The sequence below is a fragment of the Mucilaginibacter sp. SJ genome (assembly GCF_028993635.1).
Lineage (GTDB): Bacteria > Bacteroidota > Bacteroidia > Sphingobacteriales > Sphingobacteriaceae > Mucilaginibacter.
The window spans coordinates 1,006,383-1,027,759 of sequence record NZ_CP118631.1 but is presented as its reverse complement, the minus strand read 5'-3'; the positions used below and the strand labels follow the sequence as shown (position 1 = coordinate 1,027,759).

The following is a 21,377-nucleotide window of genomic DNA, read 5'->3' as shown; positions in this document are numbered from 1 at the left end:
TATCACAATATTGGATAATATATTTTAGTTATCCATTTTGAGGTGTCCTTTTGTGCCAGTCTATCGGTAACAAGCAATTGAAAAGGCATGGCAGGTGATATCAACCTGTGATCTTTCATGTATATCTTCATTTGTGCCAGGGCGTTGTTAACCGTACCTTGTCCGCCACGTACATCGGCCACCAATAAATTTCCCCCCTTAGGTATGTTGTTTATACTTGTTTTTTGAAAAGGAGTGATCTTTTTGTTGATTGGAAGCGCAACGTTAACCTGGTATTCGTGTTCATCTGTTTGTGTAACGTTAAGCATAGGGAAGTTGGTTTGTTTGGCGCCCTGGCCGACAGCCTGTTGTTGCAGGGTTGTAACGGTGTTGTAAATGGCTTGTAATGAGGGGTATATTGGATAGGTATTAGCTGAAACGAGCAAAACTGTGTCTTTAGCATGATTTAAGTAGATCCTATAGCCATATGCGTTTCTTTCATCCTCAAGGAAATGTTTAAGGCTAAGTAAAATTTCCGCAACCTGGTTTTCGACATCTCTGGTTTTGAAATAATTAGTTATCCGTGATAAAAATTGGGCGTTATTCTCATCAACAGCATCCCATTTAAACTTGACAGAACCTTCGGCGTCGGCGAAATAACTTATCTTGCCGTTAAAGGTCAGGTTATCTTTTTTCAATTTAAGATAGGTACTGCTATTGGTCATTTTATCGATACTGATCTTTGCACCTCTAAAATTGTATTGCCTGTCCCCGGTTTTGGTGCCGGGCCACCATTTATCCCATCCGCTTTCGGTGGTGAGGAATTTTCCAGCAATAACATCGGAGATATCAATTGACAGGTCTTGTGCTATAACAGGTTTTTCGGGAAGCAAAATGTTAGCTACTACAATAATTACGATAATGGTGAGTATAATAAAAAAGATCTTCTTCATTTAGTTTATAAAAAGGCGGATACCTTGGGGTGATAAATTTAATAATATCAGATGGATTAACAGGTGCATATTGTTATAAAATATATCGCCTGTTGATTAAATAAAAAAAGTGCCTCATCGGGTTAAAAAACTAATGTAAATATGCTGTAGCGTACTAAAAAAAGCCTATATTGGCTGTTGATCAATTAAAAAACCAGCAGATTTTCTCCTTGTGTATCTGTTCGGTTTTTAACCTATTTTATAACTTATGAGATCCTTTTTATTTTGCCTTGCCGGTGTATTACTTTTATTCACTTCCTGTAAAAAGCCCTACTATGAAAAAGTACTCCACGATCCCGAACTTTATCGTATAACCGTTAAAAAACTTAATGATATTGTACTGGAAAATAACTTTCCGCCGGTTACAGCCTCCCGTAATTATGTATATGCCAATATAGCGGCCTATGAAGTTATAGCTTCCGGCGATCCTGAGCATTTTAGATCTTTAGCCGGGCAAATCAAACACTTACCGGCCGTACCCAAAGCATCAAAAGATACTGCTGTTGATTACCAGTTTGCTTCGTTGCTTGCCTTTTGCACGGTTGGCAACGCGGTAACGTTTCCGGAAGGAAGTATGGATCAGTATGTTGATGAGCTTCAAAAGAAGGCTAAAGATGCAGGTATGCCGTCGGTTTTATTCGAAGGCTCTGTAAACTACGCTGATAAAGTCGCTAAATTTATATTAAAGTGGAGCAAAGGCGATCATTACGCACAAACTCGGTCGGCAAGTAAATACACGGTAAAACAGCAGGATGGCCGTTGGATTCCCACGCCGCCCATGTACGCGCAGGCCCTTGAGGCCCATTGGGGTGAGATCAGGCCCATGGTGCTGGATTCTACAGCTCAATTTATTCCGCCCGATCCGCCGGCTTTCAATGTTAAAGACCATAACAGTCCTTTTTACAAACAGGCGCTTGAAGTAAAGCAAATAGTTGACAGCCTAACCAAAGAAGAGAAACATCAGGCCGATTTTTGGGATGATAATGCCTTTAAACTCAACGTCGTAGGCCATGCATCGTTCGCGACCAAGAAGTTTTCGCCGGGAGGGCACTGGATGAATATTACCGCAATTGGCACAAGAATTAAAAAATTTGATTTTGGAACCACAGTAAGCGTTTATACCGAAACGGCGATCGCTCTGTTTGATGGCTTTATTAATTGCTGGTACCTTAAATACCGCTCAAATTACGTTCGCCCCGAAACCATAATTACCAAATATATGGATGCCGAATGGCGCCCATATATTCAAACGCCTCCCTTTCCGGAGTATAGTAGCGGCCATGCTGTAATTTCGGCAGCCGCGGCCGAAGTACTTACCAATAGGATCGGTGATAATTTTGCATATACAGATTCATCAGAAATGGAGTTTGGGATCGATCCGCTTTCTTTTAAATCATTCCGGGCGGCCGCGAAATCAGCAGGGATGTCAAGGGTAATGGGAGGAATCCATTTTAAGAATGCCTGTATTGTGGGCAATAAACAAGGCGCCGAGATTGGTCAACTGGTGGTGAAAAAGTTACAATTAAAAATTAAGTAGTATTTTATTTATTTTTATTAAATAATTGATTTTGAACAAGATATTTAAATTGAGCTTGTTTTTCGCTTTGCTAACACCTGCTGTGTCTGAGGCGCAAAGCATCGATCCATGGAAAATTAAAGCCGACAAAATTGATCATGCAAACTATTACGGAATTACCGTAGCCAACGGGATGATTGGGATAGTATCAGCACCGGAGCCTTTCAAGGTTAAAAATGTAGTACTGGCCGGCGCCTATGATCTGTACGGCAGGGGGCGGGTAAGCAATTTCCTGAACAGTTTTAACCTGCTTAATATGTACCTTGAAATAGATGGCAGACGGATCGATGCTAAAAGTATTAACAATTTTAAGCAGGAATTGGATATGCAACACGCCGCCTTCACTACTACCTTTGATTATGCCGATAAAGCGACCATAAAATATACTTATTACTCGCTGCGGCAACTGCCCTTTACCGTTTTGATGGATGTTTCGGTAACAGCAAAACAGGCCATCAACATTACATCGGCCAGTGTAATGGAAGCGCCCGATGCGCTCAAAGAAGTGCAGAATTATTATAACGAAATCGACAGACCGCATGTAACCATTAGTTTGCTTACTTCAACAGCAAAGAGCCCTACAGGTAAAATGCAGTTATGTGCATCTACTTCGTTCTTATTCAATGAACCGCATGGACAAGAGCCGCGCATTATTCATGAAATGTGGGACAATAACATGCACCTTATGAAGTTTAGCAAGTCAATAGCTGCGGGGCAAACTTATAATTATGCGGTAACTGGTTCATCCATAACTTCAGCACACCATGTCGACCCACTGAATGAAGCCGAACGCCTCACCATTTTTGCCAAATTGGAAGGTCGGGACAGGCTAATTAAATTTCATAATAAGGCCTGGAGTGAGCTGTGGACAAGCGATATCCAAATAGAAGGCGACGATCAATCGCAGCAGGATATTCACAGCATGTTATATCATTTATATTCATTCTCGAGGGCTGGCACAGCATACTCACCTTCACCCATGGGACTTTCGGGGTTGGGTTACAATGGCCACGTTTTTTGGGATTGTGATGTTTGGATGTATCCGGCTATGCTGGTTTTACACCCCGACATTGCCAAATCTATGGTTGAATACCGGTTTGAACGATTGGATGCCGCGCGTAAAAATGCTTTTTCGCATGGGTATAAAGGAGCGATGTTCCCCTGGGAAAGTGCTGACAGTGGGGTAGAGGAAACACCGGTTTGGGCGTTGAGCGGTCCGTTTGAGCACCATATTACTGCGGATGTAGCGCTGGCCGCGTGGAATTACTATTGCGTAACCCAGGATAAACAATGGCTAAAAGAAAAAGGTTGGCCAATACTTTCAGCCACTGCTGATTTCTGGGCAAGCAGAGTTGAACGCAATGGACCCGGTCATTACGATATTAAAAACGTAGTAGCTGCAGATGAATGGGCCGAAAACATTGACAATAATGCTTTCACCAATGCCGCAGCGAAAGCTAACTTGCTAAATGCTACCGCTGCTGCCAAAATCCTGGGAGAAAAGGCCGATGCCGATTGGGTAAATGTTGCTCAAAACATCCCGATCCTGAAGTTGGATAATGGCGTTACCAGCGAACATGCTTCTTATAAAGGTGAAGGAATTAAACAGGCTGATGTTAACCTGTTAGCTTATCCGCTTAAAACAATAACCGATCCGGCACAAATTAAGAAAGACCTTGAATATTATGAAACCCGTGTACCTAACGAAGGTACTCCTGCCATGACCCAGGCCGTTTTTGCCTTATTATACTCGCGGTTGGGTAATGGCGAAAAGGCATTTCACTTTTTTAAGGATGCTTACGAACCTAATCTAAACCCGCCATTCCGGGTAATTGCCGAAACAAAAGGTGGAACCAATCCGTATTTTGCTACAGGCGCAGGTGGTATTATTCAAAGCTTGCTCATGGGTTTTGGCGGTTTGGATATTACACCAACCGGTATAGTACAAGTTAAAAGCAAGTTGCCTGCTAACTGGAAATCATTGAAAATTACAGGCGTGGGAATGGATAAGGCTACTTATACAATAAAGTAACTGTTTTATAACTTTATACATTATGCCCTTTAACATCTCCTGCGTTTGACAGAGAGAGAACTGGCGAATGGAAGACTGACGAAGTTTTTAAAAACTTCGTCAGTCTGGCTTCTGAAACTTGCTTTACCAGGTACTTAGTTCTGAACTTCTGCCGGAGCCCTTTCTAATTGCTGGGTATCAATATGATACCTGTTTACTAAGTGCAGTAATACCCCATTTGTCCAGCCGAAACCATCTTGTAGGGGGTATTCACCACCGCCGGCAGTTAATTGGGTATCAACCACATTGTACTTTTCAAGCAATTTGCCCGTTTGTTTAAACACCCGGATGTTAAGTTTAAGCCAGCGGGTGGCTATTTCTTTGGCCAGTGTATTGTAATTGTACTTTTCAAGCCCGTCTATAGCTATGTATTGCAGCGGGGCCCAGCCATTGGGTGCATCCCACTGCTGGCCGGAGAAGTTGAGGGTAGTAACCAGTCCGCCGGGTTTCAGGAAATTATTTTTAAGCCCGTCGGCCACAAGGCGGGCTTGCTCATCGTTGGCAATTTTAAATTCGAGAGGGAACTCACCTGCAAGTGTTTCCACGGCAGATAGTTGTTTCAGCTGCCAGTTGTAATCATCAAACCAGCCTGTTTTTTGGTTCCAGCAATATTTCAGGATAGCATTTTTGCGGCTGTTTGCCCTATATCTATACATTTTGGCAAGCTTTGCATTTGAAAGTTGGTTTAAACTTCGTGCAATAGTCATTTCCAGGTTATATAATAGGCAATTCAAATCAACCGGTATAATATCGGTGGTTTGTATAGTTGGCAACTTACCCGATTCATCAAACCAGCGCGTACTGAAATCCCAACCCGAAGCCGCCGCTGCCCGCACGTTGCGGTAAAATTGTGCTGCCGGTTGTTTGCTTTCTTTGGCGGCATTAACATCTTTTATATATGATTCTTCGCGGGGTTCATCACTTTCGTCCCAATAACGGTTCAATATCTGCCCATCCGGCATTCGTACAACCCGGTGTGTGGCCTGGTTGGCTTGTACAGCCTCCCATCCATGCATCCAATACTCATATTCTTTGATCAATTGCGGCCTGAAATGCACCAATACTTTCTCTCCGTCAATTTTTGCCAACAGGTTTACCATCATAGCAAAAAATGGCGGTTGCGAACGGGTAAGATAATAACTTCGATTGCCGTTGGGTATAAAGCCATATTTATCAATGAGGTAAGCAAAGTTTTCGACCATATTGCGGATCACTTTAACCTGGTGGCTTTCCTGTAAACCCAACATGGTAAAATACGAGTCCCAATAGTAAATTTCTCTGAACCTGCCGCCAGGCACAATGTAGGGGTTAGGCAGTGCCAGGGTTGATGAAAAAGGTTTTGCTTCATCCGGTCGGCGTTGTAAAACCTGCCACAAAGTATCAATATGTTTGCGGATACCAGCAGATATATCAGTTTGAAAATTGTTATGCGATACAGGTACGTTAAAATTGGCCAATACAAATGCCTGCAGGTTAAACCCGGGCTGATCTTTCTGTTCGTTATAAGCCTTTATGATCAGCGCCGGGTCCTGTTTGGGTACAGCATCAACAAAAGTTTTGTTATCCGGGAAAATGGTTGAAGTTTGAACCGCCTCGAACAATCCCGGAAATTGTTGCCGGGGCGTAAGCGTTTGTGATTTTGCGTTAATTACAAAGAATAAAAATGCGAGTAAAAAAAGTTTTCTCATCAGCCTAAAATTATACCCTTTGCAGGATGGGTAATTGGTTTATAACAGGTTATAAATTTACTATTTTTGGAACGAATATAACCGATATCTGATTTGTTTTCAGGGTTTTTTGTGCGATATTATCGCAGGGAAATAATAGATATCAAAGTATGGACCAATTAAAAACAAACACATAAGCCATTTATTATGATAAACTTTTTACGGAAGGGAAGTATTATATTTTCGTTATTACTTGCCCAGCTATGCTATGGTCAATTGCGGGTTAATACCCTGCCTTCCTGGGCGTTTGGTGGCTTTGCCCGGCCGGCAAATATCAACCCCATTATTTCGCCGGATACGGTTTCCCGCTTTCTTGATCCGATGAGTAAAAAGCAGGTGCAATGGGAAGCCAATGACACTTTTAACCCGGCCGCAACCGTCAGGAACAATAAAATAATAGTATTATACCGGGCTGAAGATCTGTACGGTATCGGTATTGGCTTCCGTACTTCACGTGTTGGGTATGCCGAAAGCACTGATGGAATTCGGTTTAGCAGAAGGAAAACCCCGGTTCTGTATCCTGATAATGATATTGCTAAAAAGTACGAATGGCCCGGAGGCTGTGAGGACCCCCGCGTAGCCGTTACGCCCGGCGGTACCTATGTTGTTTTTTACACCGAATGGAACCGTGATCTGCCAAGATTAGGTGTGGCCACATCAAAAGACCTCGTCCACTGGAAAAAGCATGGGCCGATATTTGAAACAGCTTATCATGGCAAATTTTTCAATATCGCCAGTAAATCGGCATCCATATTAACCCGGTTGATAAACGGTAAACAAGTGATTATTAAAACAAATGGAAAATATTGGCTATACTGGGGCGAGCATCATGTTTACGCGGCGACATCGGCAAACCTGGTGGACTGGACCCCTGTGGTCGATAATAAAGGAGCTCTGAAAGAACTGATGTCGCCGCGTGATGGTTATTTTGACAGTGACTTAACTGAGTGCGGCCCGCCTGCTTTGATGACCAAAAATGGTATAATCCTATTTTACAACGGTAAGAACAAACCTGCCGAAGGCAGGGACACTCGGTTTAACGCCAATTCATACTGTGCAGGGCAGGCCTTGTTTGATGCAAAAGATCCGTCTAAATTCAAAACACGTCTTGATATTCCTTTCTTAAGGCCCATGGAACCTTTTGAGAAAAGTGGTCAATATATTAACGGAACAGTGTTTATTGAAGGGATGGTTTATTTTAAAAAGAAGTGGTTCCTTTACTATGGCTGTGCCGATTCGCGGGTAGCTGTAGCTATATATGATCCATCCAAGCCAGCACCTCCTGATCCGGTTGAATAGTATTTGACATTTGTTTATTGTTAAAGATAAAAATACAACTTAGAACTTTTGATTGTGATGGCTAAAGTTTTATCTTCATAGTTGAAAATCTTTATCATGCTTTATATCTTAATCTCAGTGGCAGTTATTCTTTTTATTGCTCACGTTATTTTGTTATTCACTTCGTTTTCAAATGCCGGCATTATTCCATCACGCTATTTTTACTCGCACCTAACACTTTGGCTTACTGGCTTATCTGTGTTTGCTTTAGCTGCTTTATATAGTGGTACAAACAGGTCGGCCTTCCTCGATTATTTTAATACCTGGATGAGGAAATCATATATCGTGCTGTTTACTTTTGGGCTGTCATTAGTTGCTCACGCTATTGTAACTTTTTTAGTCATCCCGTGGTTACGAAAATCTAAAACGCAATAACGATGGGTAGCATGAAGGCTTAACAGTAATTAACTAACTCAATAAACCAAGCAGGTCATCTTTTGACAATGAACTTGTAACAGCGCTGTCGGGCCTGATCAGGCTATTGGCGATATCCTTTTTTGATTGCTGCATCACCATGATCTTATCTTCGATAGTGCCGGGGCAAATAAGCCTTACCGCCACAATTTTTTTGCCCTGGCCGATGCGATGGCAGCGGTCTATGGCCTGATTTTCGACAGCCGGGTTCCACCACGGGTCGACGAGGTAAACATAATCTGCTTCTGTTAAATTAAGACCGGTACCGCCGGCTTTAAGGCTAATCAGGAATACCCTGATGCCGGGATCATTCTGAAACTCATTAACAACCTGCTCGCGTTTGCGGGTTTGACCGGTGAGGTATGAGAAGCGAATGTCACGGCATATCAATTCCCTGCGGATAAGATCAAGCATGGATACAAACTGCGAGAATATGAGGATCTTATGCTGATGCTTTTTGCTTTCTATTTCTTCTATCAGCATCTCAAGCTTGGCCGATGCGTCACCATGCATTTTCTCGCCTTTTATGAGCATCGGCGAATCGCAGATCTGCCTCAATTTGTTTAACCCTTTTAACACGTTCATTGAGCTCTTTTTTAGCTCCTCATTTGTTGTGGCCGAAATATATTCTCTGAATTCTTTTTCGTATGAGTCGTAAATATGGCGCTGCTCCTGATTCATTTCACAATACAATACCATTTCGGTTTTTTCCGGCAGTTCGGTAGCTACCTGTTGTTTGGTGCGCCGAAGTATGAAAGGCCTCACTTTTTCCTGCAGTTCAGCGGCGCGTTTGCTGCCCTTAAATTTATCGATAGGAACAGCATAAATATCCTTGAAATATTGCTTGCTCCCCAATAAACCGGGGCAGGCAAATGATAGCTGGCCATATAAATCGAACGTGTTGTTTTCTATCGGGGTACCCGTTATTGTAATTTTATTCCGCGATTTCAGGAGCCTTACAGCCTTGTAGCGCTGCGATTCGGGATTCTTTATATTCTGGGATTCGTCGAGAAAGATATAATTGAAATTAAAATCCTTCAGGAAATTAATATCTGACAGTAAAGTACCGTAGGAGGTAAGCACAATTTCATATTGGTGCAGGTGCCTGGTATGCTTAAGCCGTTCCGCACCGTAAATAATATGAATACTGATAGATGGCGCGAATTTTTGAACCTCCTGCTGCCAGTTAAACAGGAGCAAGGTCGGCACTATAATAAGGTTGGTATTGTTTTCGGTTTTGCTGCGTTGTAAAAGGATAAAGGCAATCACCTGGAGGCTTTTACCCAGACCCATATCATCGGCAAGGCAGCCGCCAAAATTAAGGTTATCTAAAAAATTTAACCAGTTTAACCCCTGGCGTTGGTAAGCGCGAAGCGTTCCGTTTAGTCCAGGAGGAACCGGTACTTCATCAATGGTTTCTGTACCGGTAAGCTTTCTGTTGTATATCGCAAGCTCGTTTCGCACGTCCTCGTCAAGCATTTCCTCGTCGTAATATTGTTGTATAGCAGTATAATTACTTTTTGAAGTATGCAGCGTGTCATTATCAGCAATCTCTCCCGAATTAAAATAATCAGTGAATTTCTCTATCCATTCGGTGGGTAAAATTCCCCGGGTTCCATCATCAAGGTGTACATACTTGCTTTTATTTTTTACAGCCTGGTGAACCTGTTTCAACGAAGCTCTTTTTTTGCCAAATTTTATATCGATAACTGTATTGAACCAGTTGATCCCGCTCACTACGTTGATGGTTATCTTTACTTTATGCGGGTTCAGCTTGTTGCCTTCCAGTTCGTTAAAGCCGAGTATTTCGATCTTGTGGTTATGCCATTCGTCAAATACATTTAAAAACCACTCCTCATCTAAAAAATGCCTTTTATGCAGGTAGAAGTAATCAAGGCCGTTATCCAACTGTTCGTTAAAATAAGGGTGTTGTTTTACAAGCAGGGCTGTAAAGGCTATTTCCTCATCATCGCGCCGTTTAACTAAAAATTGGTTGCCTTTTTCGTCGGTACCGTAGATCTGCTTTTGCGTGCGGATAGGGATCTCGGCCTCACCATAGCGCAGCACAGGAATGATCATGACATGTGCGCCAAAGTCCGATAGATAAATGATCTTCTCGGCAGGCTGGTCAAAGCCGTCTTTTATTATCTGTTCCTCTGTTGCAGGTTTAATGTAAGTGTAATCAATACGGAGTTTGTTTTCCAGCTTATTAAGCAAGTGTGATTTTAATTCTGCAAACTTACTCTTATGTATCTGCAGGCTACCCTGTTTCTTTTTCAGCAGGTCAATAATATTTAATACCTGCAGGCTTTCAATAAGATAAAGTACGTTGCCTATACCTATAAAATAGGTATACCTGATATCAAGATCCTTAAGATTGTACAGCAAACCATCAATGTTAAAAATGCCGCTTATTTCATAAAACTCATCCCAGGTATTTACTTTCAACTCGAGATCATTTTTAAAATTCTTAACCAGTACAGGACTTATCGAGCCAGCCGTTACCTTGTCCGAAACAGTATTGTCATGCGCGTAGAAACTGTAGACCAACGGGTTTTTAACGATAGCCCTTAGTGCAGCAATATCGGTTGCAGTTCTTTGCGTGTTAATATGATTTTGAAACTTGTGTACCCCGGTAAAGAATTTGAGTTGCTGTGCGTCGTTCGTTTCCCAGATCAGGTCTAAAGGAGCAATAGGCACCAATGGGTTCTTGATTTTTCCATCTTTGGTGCTTTGTGCGGCATATAGTTCAATAAATAAATATTTATAGTATTTATGCTGTTTTAGTATGATACAGGTTGTTTTATCAGTGTCCTCGCCGGGTTGCCCAATCGGTTCAGCAATGTCGTTGACTATAACACTTTGCAAGTTGGCAAGGCTCTCCTTGGTAATGGCTGTTAACGCGATGGAGCGGGGGACTATCTCGAAATTTTTAGACAATGATCTTACCTCGAAAAACTTGTCCAGATCAGGTTCTTCTTCAAGTCCGTAATCAGCTGCTGCTTTTTTTAACTTTTTATGCCTTAGTTCGTCATCAAAAAATAACCGTAACTCATCACGCTGTGTTATAGCCGATAGTACCTGTGCCTGGTGCTCGCAAAGTTTATTACCTGTAGCATGGCACCCGCACGAAAGAGCCAGCTGCCCTTCATGACTGGTAACAATTACCTCGGGAAAGGCAACTGTACCTGACTGATTGGTAAAAGCCCCGTGGTTAATTTCCAAATGTTTGGCCAGTATTTGCCTGTAGCTTTGCTTGTCAAAATAAATGCTGACGGCTGCGTGAGCGGCAATAACACTTTCGCTAAGGTCGGTTATGGTTGCGCCTTTGATGATGACATTATGGTTGCTTTCGCTTTCCTGGTAACTGATTATCCTGATCACTCTTGCTTTGATGTGTTACCCGGTAAATATCATAACAATTATAGAAAAGAAGACAATCACCAATGCATTTTCGTGAACTATGTAACAATTATATTCTTTATCAAATATTTACCTTTAGTAAACGTATCTGCCTTAATTTAGCCACTTAGTTCAGTACTATGAAGTATTCCAAATTACTATCACATCTATCCATATTAGCACTTTCTTTTTGCCTATATGCCTGCCATACCGTTTCTGGCAACAAACAAATCTCCGATAATGAACAGGTTAATATGCACAGTGCTTATGACGACAGTACACTAAATCGCCATATATTACCGGTTTTAATGCCTTACAACCGTATTATTGATCCGGCAGGAACAGTGATTTCATTTGGCGACGCTGCTGATGAAAATCATAGTATGGACGTAAGACTGATCCCGAGCACCAGGTTTATCGCTGTCGAAGACCGGTATGGGCTTACTATAATCGATACTGTAACTAAGAAAGTTTCCAATCGCTGGACCTATAAACAAGATTCCCGCTATCGCGGACTTACAAGCACCTACTCCGGCTTAAAAGTTGTGGATATTGATAGTCAAACTCAAATATATTGGAGTGCTGCGGCAGGCAAGGGTAAGGATTCAAAATCCTACGTTTTCAAAGCTATTTGGAAAGATGGCAACATCAGTATACAAAACACTTTCAATTTTAAAGCTGAAGGTGAATCGCCATTGGCATTGCCTAACGATTTAGCTATCAATAAAGAAAATGGCATAAATTACTTATATGTAGTTTTAAACGGCAACAACCAACTGGTAAAGATCAATTTAACTGATAATAAAACCGTTTGGACGAGATCAACCGGAGTTGCACCTTATGGGTTGACGATTGCAAAGGATAAGATATTTTTAACCAATTGGGCCGGGCCGCAAGCTATCGATACATTGAAGCGTGAAACAGCGGGTGTACCCTATGGTAAGGCTTATGTCGATCCCAAAACAGGGGCAACCGTGCAGGGAACAGTAATGGTTATGGATTTGGCAAAGGGAGATGTGATCAAGGAAATTACTGTGGGGCTGCATCCTAATGCCATTATCAACAGTGCCGATGAAGCTTTTGTTTATGTTGCGAATGGCAATAGTGACATGGTATCGGTAATTTCAACAAGTTCATTACAAAATGTAGCAGCGATTGATGTTAAATTAAATCCTGGCAAAAAGAGTTATATAGGTGATACTCCCAATGCTTTAGCCATTAATGCCGATGGCACAATACTTTATGTAGCAAATGGTTTGGATAACGCTGTGGCCATGGTAAAATTGGGTAGTAAAACATCTCTTAAAGGAACCGGCACTAACGAAGTGAAAGGCTTTATTCCAACCGAAGCATACCCCGGCGGATTGGCTGTTGACGGCAATAATTTATTTGTAACCAACCTGGAAGGAGAAGGCTCGAGGGTAAGTGCTGACGAGATAGGCAAAAGCAATTTAAAAGGTGATTTACCCTCAGGGGCAGATATTGCAGCTTACAACTCGCACCATTCAAAGGCTACAGTATCAATGATAACCATTCCCGATGATGCTTTGCTAAAAAAGTATACTCAAAAAGTCCAAAACCTAAACCTGAGTTTCCGCCAGCAGATAGCCCAGCTACTGCCCCGCAAAAACATTGCGCCTAAACCCATACCAGAGCGTATCGGCGAGCCCTCGGTTTTTAATCATGTACTTTATATTATCAAGGAAAACCGCACATATGATCAGGTTTTGGGCGATATGCCTGAAGGTGAAGGCAATAAATCGCTTTGCATTTATGGTGATAGTGTTACCCCCAATCAACATAATTTGGCGCGCAATTTTTTATTGCTTGATAACTATTATGCTTCCGGAAAATGCTCTGCCGAAGGGCACCAGTGGACTGATGCTGCCATGGTTACCGATTATGTTGAAAAAAGTGTACGCTCCTGGTTTAGGAGTTATCCGCATGTGCAGGAGGATGCCCTGGTTTATGACGGGAATGGCTTTATCTGGAATAATGCCGCCGATCACGGCAAAACAGTCAGGATTTACGGCGAAGCCTGTGCTGTGCATTTTGATGATAGGTTAAGTTGGAGCGATATTTATAGCAACTACACAGCAGGTAAGCCTTTTGAATTTAAAAATACCAGCACTATTTCGCGGGTGAGGCCAATGCTGTCGCAAAACTTCCCGGGATCCGACGAGCATAAGATCAATGAACAGTTAAGGGCCACCGCTTTTATTAAAGAGCTTCATGAATATGAGCAAAAGCCCGGTGATCAGTTACCACAACTGATGATCATGGCCCTATCGGCCGATCATACTGTAGGCACCCGGCCAGGCTACCCGACACCTGACGCCATGGTAGCTGATAACGACCTGGCGCTCGGCCGTATTGTTGAAGCAGTTTCAAAAAGCCGTTTCTGGAAAAACACGGTAATATTTGTTACCGAAGATGATTCACAGGCAGGGTGGGACCATGTATCTGCATATCGCACTACAGGGTTTGTGATTAGTCCGTATAGCAGGTTACAGCACAAAGTGAGCAAAAACTATAATCAAACCTGTATAGTGCGTTCTATTGAACAAATATTGGGCTTACCTCCAATGAATATCATCGATGCTACTGCATTACCTATGTTTGATTGCTTTACCGGCAAACCATCTGCATACACTTATACCAGTTTAAAAAACAAGGTGCCGATTAATAAAATCAACCAACCTTTTTCTGCGCTCAAAGGTTCTGCATTGCATTTTGCACAGTTATCATCAAGATCTGAATACGATCATATTGACGGTGGTAATGATGATGTGATGAACAGGATACTTTGGTTTGCGGCTAAGGGTAAAAAAGCTTATCCCGCTAAACTGGCGGGCAAAGATGAAGACGATGATGATTGATGGAGAAAATAGTTAACTTCAACATCCCGCTCAGAGGTTAACTGTATAATATTATATGTATGCTTAGAGCTCGCTGTCTTAACCACATGGCGAGTTTTTTTATAGCCGATCGCATTAAACTTTTAATGATTGATTTAGTGTTTTATACGTAAAAATACGGGAAATTCTCATGTAAATACCGTGAAATTACGTGGTCATCTGTGCGCGACATTGCTTTATCTTTATCGCAAACCTCATCAACGCCTGCAAGCGATTAATCAATCAATTTTTCAACCTTAACCAAAAAAATTATGAAAATTTCTGCGCTTGATGAGAACGGCGCACCAGTCGACTGGTGGTTTATCTACAAAGTTCCGCAACTTGACGGAGGTGTGGGTAACGACAAAGCTACAGGGTACGAATATGTTTATTACGACTCCACTGTCGATGCAAATACCGATGCCCGAAAAAGAACGATTACCAAGTCTCCAAATGTTTTGAATGGCGATAAAGGAGCACTCAACCTGACTATGGACTCCGTATTCAAAAACATTAAATCACCGGCTCCGAGTACCGGATGGGTTCTTTATAATGACGAGATGCCCGAAAGTGCCAATAAACATGATGATGGCACCAAAGGGCATACCAAGGGAGTATTGGCATTTGATACCGAATCGAAAACTGCATTTTGGTTACTTCACTCATGGCCGAAATTTGCAGATCCCGGTGCTATCAAAGATCCTACGCCCAAATACGGACAAACCTACCTGTGCATTTCGTTGGATTTGGATACCGCTAATCTTATTGCCAAACAGATGCTGAACCACCAGGAGCCACAAATCTATCTTCATAATACCGCCAACCTGCCCGCAACTGCCGAGTTGCATTCGCTGACACAGCCTTTGGCGAGCCACCCGGTTGCCTTGGGCGACTCCATTGATTTAAAGTCTATTGGCGGCATGCCATTCAAAGTTATAGCCAAGAACCGGGAATGGAATAAAGATTTTTGGAACGAATTGGTAGGGCCTATCCTAAACGATGATTTGGACATCGAAACCTGGATCCGCGGCCCTATTCCACCTATTGCCGATAGCGACGGCATTCATAAAACTTTTGACATCAAGTATATCAACTTAGGTTTCATGGGCGCGCACTGGGCCTGGCCCGAAACACATGATCATGCCAAATGGGGAGTTACATTGCATGATCCCTGGGTTTGTGTTGGCGATATCAACCGTATGATTTCGCAAAGGAGACGTGGCGGTTGCACTATCGCTTTTCAAAATCAAACTTTGTGGTCGGGCTTGTCCAAAACAAGTTTGCTTTTAGCGCCCCCGGGGCATAACAGGACCGAAGCTCACGTGCTGATCCAAAAAACACATCATCTTCATGCGGAAGCACCATTGAGGGAACAACCGTAAACGTAATTTACAATTTAAAACTTTTTCATAATATATATACAAAAAACCTGCTCAAGCGGGATTTTGTATATATATTATGGCTGATTTGTTTATTTTTAAGTCTCTGTTTGATAGAGAATTATAAACCAGTGCAGCCAATGATTTTAAACCTGAAATACTTTAGCTTCGGAGCGAGGCGGTATGCATTTATACTAATGGCTCTTTTTACGATTAACGGCCTTGCGCATGCTCAAAACTTACCCAACAAAACAAGACCACGCATCATAATTACAGCCGATCCGGAATTGGATGATAATAACTCGCTTATTCGGTTCCTGCTATATAGCAGTGATGTTGAAATTGAAGGATTGATTTACGCGAGCAGCGCTTTTCATTGGAAGGGAGATGGCAAAGGAACCAAATGGTTTGTACCGGGACGGGAGTATACCCGCTTTGGATTAAACTTGTGCCCATGTGAATCATGGCGGTGGGGTGAAGATGAGCATTTTATTCATGATGCTGTGTATACCTATGCAAATGTTTATCCCAATCTAAAAATACATAATCCCAATTATCCTGCACCTGATGTACTCAAAGGCAAAATCAGGATCGGAAATATTGAATTTGATGGTGATATTTCAAAAGATTCGCCGGGTTCAGATCTCATCAAAACCCTGATACTTGATGATAAACCGGGTCAATTATTTATTACAGCATGGGGGGGCCAAAGCACTATAGCGCGTGCTTTAAAAGCTATTCAAGAACAATATGAGTCCACCACCAATTGGGAGCAAATAAAATTAAAAATTTATCGAAAGGTGGTTTTACTTCCCTCCGGTGACCAGGATGATACTTATGCAAACTACATTAAACCAAACTGGCCGGGTATTGAATATCGCGAGTTTAAAGGCGGACCGAACTATGGATATGGCGCTCAGCTAAATGCAGCTTCACCGGATTCCGTTTATATGACAGCATCCTGGATGAAGGAAAATATATCAGGCAAGGGGCCATTGGGAGCACTGTACAGGGTATGGGGCGATGGAAAACAAATGGTAAAAGGCGATATTATGGACTATTTTGGTCTCGTCGGCCATACCAATGATGAGTTGAAGAAAATGGGTTATGTTGTGTGGATGCCTGTTCAGGAAAAAGGTTCATGGTTAGGGGAGGGCGATGACCCAACGTTTATGAACATGCTTGGCAACGGATTACGCGCATATGAAAAAGACACTTATGGAGGCTGGGGCGGTACCGGATTTATTGATCCTAAAGCTAAAAACATCTTCTTCCAGAATAGCGATACATCATCCCGGGCTATGGCAGCTTCACTCGCTGCGCCGAAAGACCGAAATAATACGTACCCTGACTTTTTTCCTGCCGCTCAGCGGGATTTTGCAGCCCGGCTTAAATGGTCGGTGACGCCAATATATACAAAAGCAAATCACGAGCCGGTCGCCAAAATAGAAGGGCCATTAAATGTCAGGGCAGCAGCCGGCGAAACGATCAGATTGAACGGAGCCGTTTCTGACCCTGACGGAAATCCGGTTTCTGTTAGTTGGTGGCAATTTCAACAAGGAACTTATCCGGGAAAAGCGTCGATATTAAATCCCGAAGCCAGGCAAACACAGATCGGAGTGCCGAAAGACGCTGTTTCAGGCCAAACGATTCACATTATTTTTCAGGCAACTGATAACGGCACACCATCTCTTACCAGCTATCAGCGTGTGATTATAACGGTGCGGTAGACAGGAACCTTTCTAAATGCATCGGCTGTCTTTTCAAACCCAAGCGCTTACCTTTGGTCACATCAACCATTTTGTTCAGGTAGGAGTGTGGCCATTCTTGTATAAGAAAAAGCCCCGAAATCAGCTATTTCAGGGCTTAGATACTTGGCGGAGAGTTAGGGAACAATAACTTGTTTAACTTCTGCTGTAAACCAATGTTTTGTATTTTTATTCAATTAGAGGTCACCTAATAGATCACCTTTATAGAACCAAATCGCTTGTGCTTATTAAACAAAGATAACTATTTTAAAATAGAAAAATTGCAAACCTAACACAAAAGAATCCAAAGACGCGCTGGTCGGTAACGCGCATCGGAAGCTTGTCGGTTCGACTCCGGTTTAGAGTACTATTTTAGGCAAGTTGTCAATTTTATTGACAACTTTTTTTATGAAGTAAGCGGTGTGATGCTTTAATAGTTGCCTATTTTGCTATATGCTTAGAAAGCATCGACATAATTGTTGAAAAGATAATATTTAGAATTTGCTTGCAATTTTCGCTTAATTGATATCTTTGTAACAAATATTATTTATCTAAACCATCACAATAATGAAACAATTAAACGTCGCCTTGCTAACCTCGGCATGGCTCTCACCGTTATTAAACCAGCCAGGATATTATTCTTTGTTAATGGGGACTAATTTTTGTTATCAGAACATCATATATCGGCCAGCCGGAGTTATGTAAATTGATATTTTCAATTTTAGTTCAACATTATCAAGGCTCGGTATAGATACCCACGCTTCATCTTTTCGGTATTAGTTTCTTTTTGTTGCAAAAGAGTAGATAACCATTTGCCAACTTTTTATTTTATTTCTTAACTAATCAATAAATAGCAATAATCTATCGCTTGCAGATTGAACACGGACCTAAAGCTATAAATAAGCATTTACTACAACCATCATGAATAAAAGTAACTTTTTACTATTGCTATTTTTAACCTGTCCCTCATTGGTACATGCCCAGTGGATAACTAATGGAACAAATACTGTTACGTCAACTGCAAATGCGATAGGTATTGGCACAGCGACACCTTCAAGTAATCTACAGATTGTAGAGCTAACAACAAGCAAACCAGGTGGTGCTTTAGCACCAACCAAATCGGTTTTTAAACTTTCCAGATTAGGTACCTCCGGTTATACTTACAATGAAAGTGCGGAATTCAGAATAGGGCACGGAGGCCCTAATGTATGGGGATCACAGGTGGATTTATTTATCAATGGAGGCAGTAACCAAAATGACATCCCCGATCAGCACGCCATGACCTGGACTTACAACGGTAATGTGGGTGTTGGCACGACAGGTCCTATTGCACGTTTACATTTAGTTGGAAATGGTGTTTCCATAGACGGTGGTAACAGTATTAGCATCAATAATAATGATGTGGCCATCCAGGCCAACACGGGGGCAGGTCAACAACTTTAGGGGCTCAGTTGGAATTCGTTATTCCCGCTAATACGGATGGTAGTAACGCCTGGGGGCAGGCAAGGATAATAACCGTAGCGGGAAATACAAGCAACAGTAATGCCACCGGGAAAATGATCTTAGGGACCCGGCGAAGTTTTGATAAACTGGGGACTGGTGCCCAATGGTATTATGGGAATGACCTTATTATTGACGGAGCCGGGAATATTGGCGTCGGCACCCTAACGCCTGACCAGAAGCTGTCTGTTAATGGTACCATTCATGCTAAGTCTGTAGTGATCGACCTGAATGGATGGTCTGACTATGTTTTCAAAAAGGATTACAGGCTACCGGCCTTGAATGAGGTTAAAAGCTATATCCGGGAAAACAAGCATCTACCTGGAGTCCCATCGGAGGCCGAGATGATCAAAACCGGTCTTGATGTTAGCGAGGCTAATAAGATTTTGCTTAAAAAGATGGAAGAAATGACGCTATACATGATTGAGGCTAAAGAAGAGATAACAATCCTGAAAAAAGAGGTTAAACAACTAAAAAGTAAACAGAATAAACGATGAAAAGAATTTTTTTAATGGCATTGGTGGTCTCGGCCGGAGTACATATGGCGTTTGCGCAAACGAAGACTGTAACTGTTGACGCCAACGATGCGCTGAACAGCAATACGAAAATAGTAGCACAGACTTCGGTAGGACAAGTATTTTTTACTGGTCATCAATTAGGATCAACCTATGCTTTTCCATCTGCCGGAATATTCAGGGCATGGACAGACAACCCAACAGGAACGTCCAATTATTATTATGATGGTGTTACCAATGGCAATGTCAATTTCAGTGTTAGAGCCGATGGCCAAGGCTATTTTGCCGGCAAAGTTGGCATAAATACAACTACACCGGCGATGAGTTTGGATGTAAACGGCGCTTTGCTTGGGGGAAATACCAATCTGGATGGTGTAAACACTAACTTCTTGGCAAACTCAAGCAAGGTTTTAATAGGCTGGAATAGAACTGCAGGAGCAGGTGAAACAGATTTTATTTCCAACCAGGGCGCTGGAAATACAGGAGGTTTTGCTTTTTATAATCACAATAACAGCAATACTGAAAACCTGCTTATGTGGCTGACAGGTGACGGAAGGTTGCAGCTTGGTCAGTTTACAACCAGTATGGGTACCAATAAGCTGGCAGTTGCCGGTGGTATAATAGCTGAATCAGTTACTGTAAAATTAAAAAGTGCGTGGCCCGACTACGTCTTCAAACCAACCTATCAGCTACCGTCTTTATCAGAAGTTAAAACTTACATCGACCAAAACCAACATTTACCGGAAATACCTTCAGAAAAGGAAATCGCCAACGAGGGGCAGAACCTTGGGGAGATGAACAAACTTTTGTTAAAGAAGGTAGAAGAACTGACTCTGTACCTAATAGAACAAAATAAAAGGATAGAAAAACTTGAATCACAAATAAATAAATCACATGAATAAAATAGACTTTTTTAAAGTAGTATTATTTTTGTTGGGCTTAATTTCACTACCCGGCTTAGTGCATGCGCAATACTCATATGAGTATGTAGGAGGCACCGCCAGGGTATCTTTATTAGTTGGCAGTCTTCCGCCTGATAACGATTCTAATGCTGCCAAATTGCAAATAGATGTTTTTGGCGGTGGCTGGGGTTCAAATAACACTGGAGTAACTACCTATTATGTAGGTAATCGCGGGGGATTAATTATTCACCAGGTAACAAATGGCAATGCTACAAGCGCTTTCACAATAAAAGCCTATGCCAATCCAAACGGTAATACTGATATATATATTATCAGTACCCTGGACTGGCCAGCGTTCTCCGTTAAGTCTTGTAAATTGGGTAATGGTGCGCAATCACAATTGCAAACCATTACTTCCCAAACACCAATTGGTACCGATATTACGCCGGCTATATTGCCTGTATTAATTACCGACGCCAATGGGAATATAGCCATAAATACAAATGATACCAAAGGCTACAAGTTTGCGGTAAACGGCAGTGCTATTGCAACATCAGTAACAGTTAAGCTTAATAATGTATGGCCTGACTATGTCTTCAAACCAAGCTATCAGCTGCCGCCCCTATCAGAAGTTAAAACTTATATTGATCAACACCAGCATTTGCCTGAAATACCCTCAGAACAGGAAATCGCAAAGGATGGGCAAGATCTTGGCGAGATGAATAAGCTGTTACTCAAAAAGGTGGAAGAATTGACTTTGTATTTGATTGAGAAGGATAAAGAGGTGAAAGCCCAATCACAAAATAATTATGCTCTTGAGACAAAACTAAAAATACAGCAGGAACAAATTGATCGGTTAAACAAGAAAATGGAGCTACTTGCCAACAAAATCAAATAAATGTTTCAATCATAAATATAAACCGATTAATTGTTATCG

Annotated in this window: 13 protein-coding genes; 10 read left to right on the top strand and 3 right to left on the bottom strand. The window is 41.9% G+C overall.

The genetic code is table 11. The features are described 5' to 3' along the window. Window positions 1-2: 2 nt before the first annotated feature. Entirely contained in the window at window positions 3-932 is a 930-nt protein-coding gene (locus MusilaSJ_RS04105) for a GyrI-like domain-containing protein (protein WP_274988798.1), read from the bottom strand. Between the two features lie 247 nt (window positions 933-1,179). On the opposite strand from MusilaSJ_RS04105, the gene MusilaSJ_RS04100 reads away from it, so the two are divergent. Continuing rightward, a complete protein-coding gene (locus tag MusilaSJ_RS04100; protein WP_274988797.1) occupies window positions 1,180-2,508 on the top strand; it encodes a vanadium-dependent haloperoxidase in 1,329 nt (442 codons plus the stop codon). Between the two features lie 31 nt (window positions 2,509-2,539). Next, the gene (locus tag MusilaSJ_RS04095; protein ID WP_274988796.1) at window positions 2,540-4,579 is read left to right on the top strand and encodes a kojibiose hydrolase; all 2,040 of its coding nucleotides are present in this window, start codon (window positions 2,540-2,542) and stop codon (window positions 4,577-4,579) included. Between the two features lie 134 nt (window positions 4,580-4,713). Here the strand turns inward: MusilaSJ_RS04095 and treF are convergent, their stop codons facing one another. Beyond that, a complete protein-coding gene (gene treF, locus MusilaSJ_RS04090) occupies window positions 4,714-6,306 on the bottom strand; it encodes an alpha,alpha-trehalase TreF (RefSeq protein WP_274988795.1) in 1,593 nt (530 codons plus the stop codon). Between the two features lie 186 nt (window positions 6,307-6,492). On the opposite strand from treF, the gene MusilaSJ_RS04085 reads away from it, so the two are divergent. Continuing rightward, complete coding sequence (locus MusilaSJ_RS04085) at window positions 6,493-7,644, top strand: beta-1,2-mannosidase (RefSeq protein ID WP_274988794.1); 1,152 nt, start codon at window positions 6,493-6,495, stop codon at window positions 7,642-7,644. A 447-nt stretch (window positions 7,645-8,091) separates the two neighbouring features. Here the strand turns inward: MusilaSJ_RS04085 and MusilaSJ_RS04080 are convergent, their stop codons facing one another. Then, window positions 8,092-11,481, bottom strand: a complete 3,390-nt coding sequence (locus MusilaSJ_RS04080) for a DEAD/DEAH box helicase (RefSeq protein WP_274988793.1) — start codon at window positions 11,479-11,481, stop codon at window positions 8,092-8,094. A 158-nt stretch (window positions 11,482-11,639) separates the two neighbouring features. Here MusilaSJ_RS04080 and MusilaSJ_RS04075 point away from each other — a divergent pair, with 158 nt between their 5' ends. The 7 genes from MusilaSJ_RS04075 to MusilaSJ_RS04045 all read left to right on the top strand — a co-directional run bounded on the left by MusilaSJ_RS04075 (window position 11,640) and on the right by MusilaSJ_RS04045 (window position 21,338). Next, window positions 11,640-14,378: a bifunctional YncE family protein/alkaline phosphatase family protein gene (locus MusilaSJ_RS04075; protein ID WP_274988792.1), complete on the top strand. Its 2,739-nt coding sequence runs from the start codon at window positions 11,640-11,642 to the stop codon at window positions 14,376-14,378. Between the two features lie 290 nt (window positions 14,379-14,668). Then, window positions 14,669-15,778 carry a deoxyribonuclease II family protein gene (locus tag MusilaSJ_RS04070; protein WP_274988791.1) on the top strand — a complete coding sequence of 370 codons (1,110 nt, stop codon included), beginning with the start codon at window positions 14,669-14,671 and terminating at the stop codon, window positions 15,776-15,778. A 194-nt stretch (window positions 15,779-15,972) separates the two neighbouring features. Then, a complete protein-coding gene (locus tag MusilaSJ_RS04065) occupies window positions 15,973-17,505 on the top strand; it encodes a DUF1593 domain-containing protein (protein WP_274988790.1) in 1,533 nt (510 codons plus the stop codon). 939 nt (window positions 17,506-18,444) lie between these two features. Next, the gene (locus MusilaSJ_RS04060) at window positions 18,445-18,966 is read left to right on the top strand and encodes a hypothetical protein (protein WP_274988789.1); all 522 of its coding nucleotides are present in this window, start codon (window positions 18,445-18,447) and stop codon (window positions 18,964-18,966) included. Window positions 18,967-18,974: 8 nt separating this feature from the next. Next, window positions 18,975-19,520: a hypothetical protein gene (locus tag MusilaSJ_RS04055; protein ID WP_274988788.1), complete on the top strand. Its 546-nt coding sequence runs from the start codon at window positions 18,975-18,977 to the stop codon at window positions 19,518-19,520. Then, the gene (locus tag MusilaSJ_RS04050) at window positions 19,517-20,440 is read left to right on the top strand and encodes a hypothetical protein (RefSeq protein ID WP_274988787.1); all 924 of its coding nucleotides are present in this window, start codon (window positions 19,517-19,519) and stop codon (window positions 20,438-20,440) included. The genes MusilaSJ_RS04055 and MusilaSJ_RS04050 overlap by 4 nt, the downstream gene beginning before the upstream one ends. After that, window positions 20,433-21,338 carry a hypothetical protein gene (locus MusilaSJ_RS04045; protein WP_274988786.1) on the top strand — a complete coding sequence of 302 codons (906 nt, stop codon included), beginning with the start codon at window positions 20,433-20,435 and terminating at the stop codon, window positions 21,336-21,338. Before MusilaSJ_RS04050 ends, MusilaSJ_RS04045 begins: the two co-directional genes overlap by 8 nt. Window positions 21,339-21,377 lie beyond the last annotated feature (39 nt).

Excerpts from the sequence above, each read along its gene's own strand:
- MusilaSJ_RS04105 (WP_274988798.1), bottom strand. The coding sequence starts at position 932 with ATGAAGAAGATCTTTTTTATTATACTCACCATTATCGTAATTATTGTA.
- MusilaSJ_RS04100 (WP_274988797.1), top strand. The coding sequence starts at position 1,180 with ATGAGATCCTTTTTATTTTGCCTTGCCGGTGTATTACTTTTATTCACT.
- treF (WP_274988795.1), bottom strand. The coding sequence starts at position 6,306 with ATGAGAAAACTTTTTTTACTCGCATTTTTATTCTTTGTAATTAACGCA.
- MusilaSJ_RS04085 (WP_274988794.1), top strand. The coding sequence starts at position 6,493 with ATGATAAACTTTTTACGGAAGGGAAGTATTATATTTTCGTTATTACTT.
- MusilaSJ_RS04075 (WP_274988792.1), top strand. The coding sequence starts at position 11,640 with ATGAAGTATTCCAAATTACTATCACATCTATCCATATTAGCACTTTCT.
- MusilaSJ_RS04070 (WP_274988791.1), top strand. The coding sequence starts at position 14,669 with ATGAAAATTTCTGCGCTTGATGAGAACGGCGCACCAGTCGACTGGTGG.
- MusilaSJ_RS04065 (WP_274988790.1), top strand. The coding sequence starts at position 15,973 with ATGGCTCTTTTTACGATTAACGGCCTTGCGCATGCTCAAAACTTACCC.
- MusilaSJ_RS04060 (WP_274988789.1), top strand. The coding sequence starts at position 18,445 with ATGAATAAAAGTAACTTTTTACTATTGCTATTTTTAACCTGTCCCTCA.
- MusilaSJ_RS04050 (WP_274988787.1), top strand. The coding sequence starts at position 19,517 with ATGAAAAGAATTTTTTTAATGGCATTGGTGGTCTCGGCCGGAGTACAT.
- MusilaSJ_RS04045 (WP_274988786.1), top strand. The coding sequence starts at position 20,433 with ATGAATAAAATAGACTTTTTTAAAGTAGTATTATTTTTGTTGGGCTTA.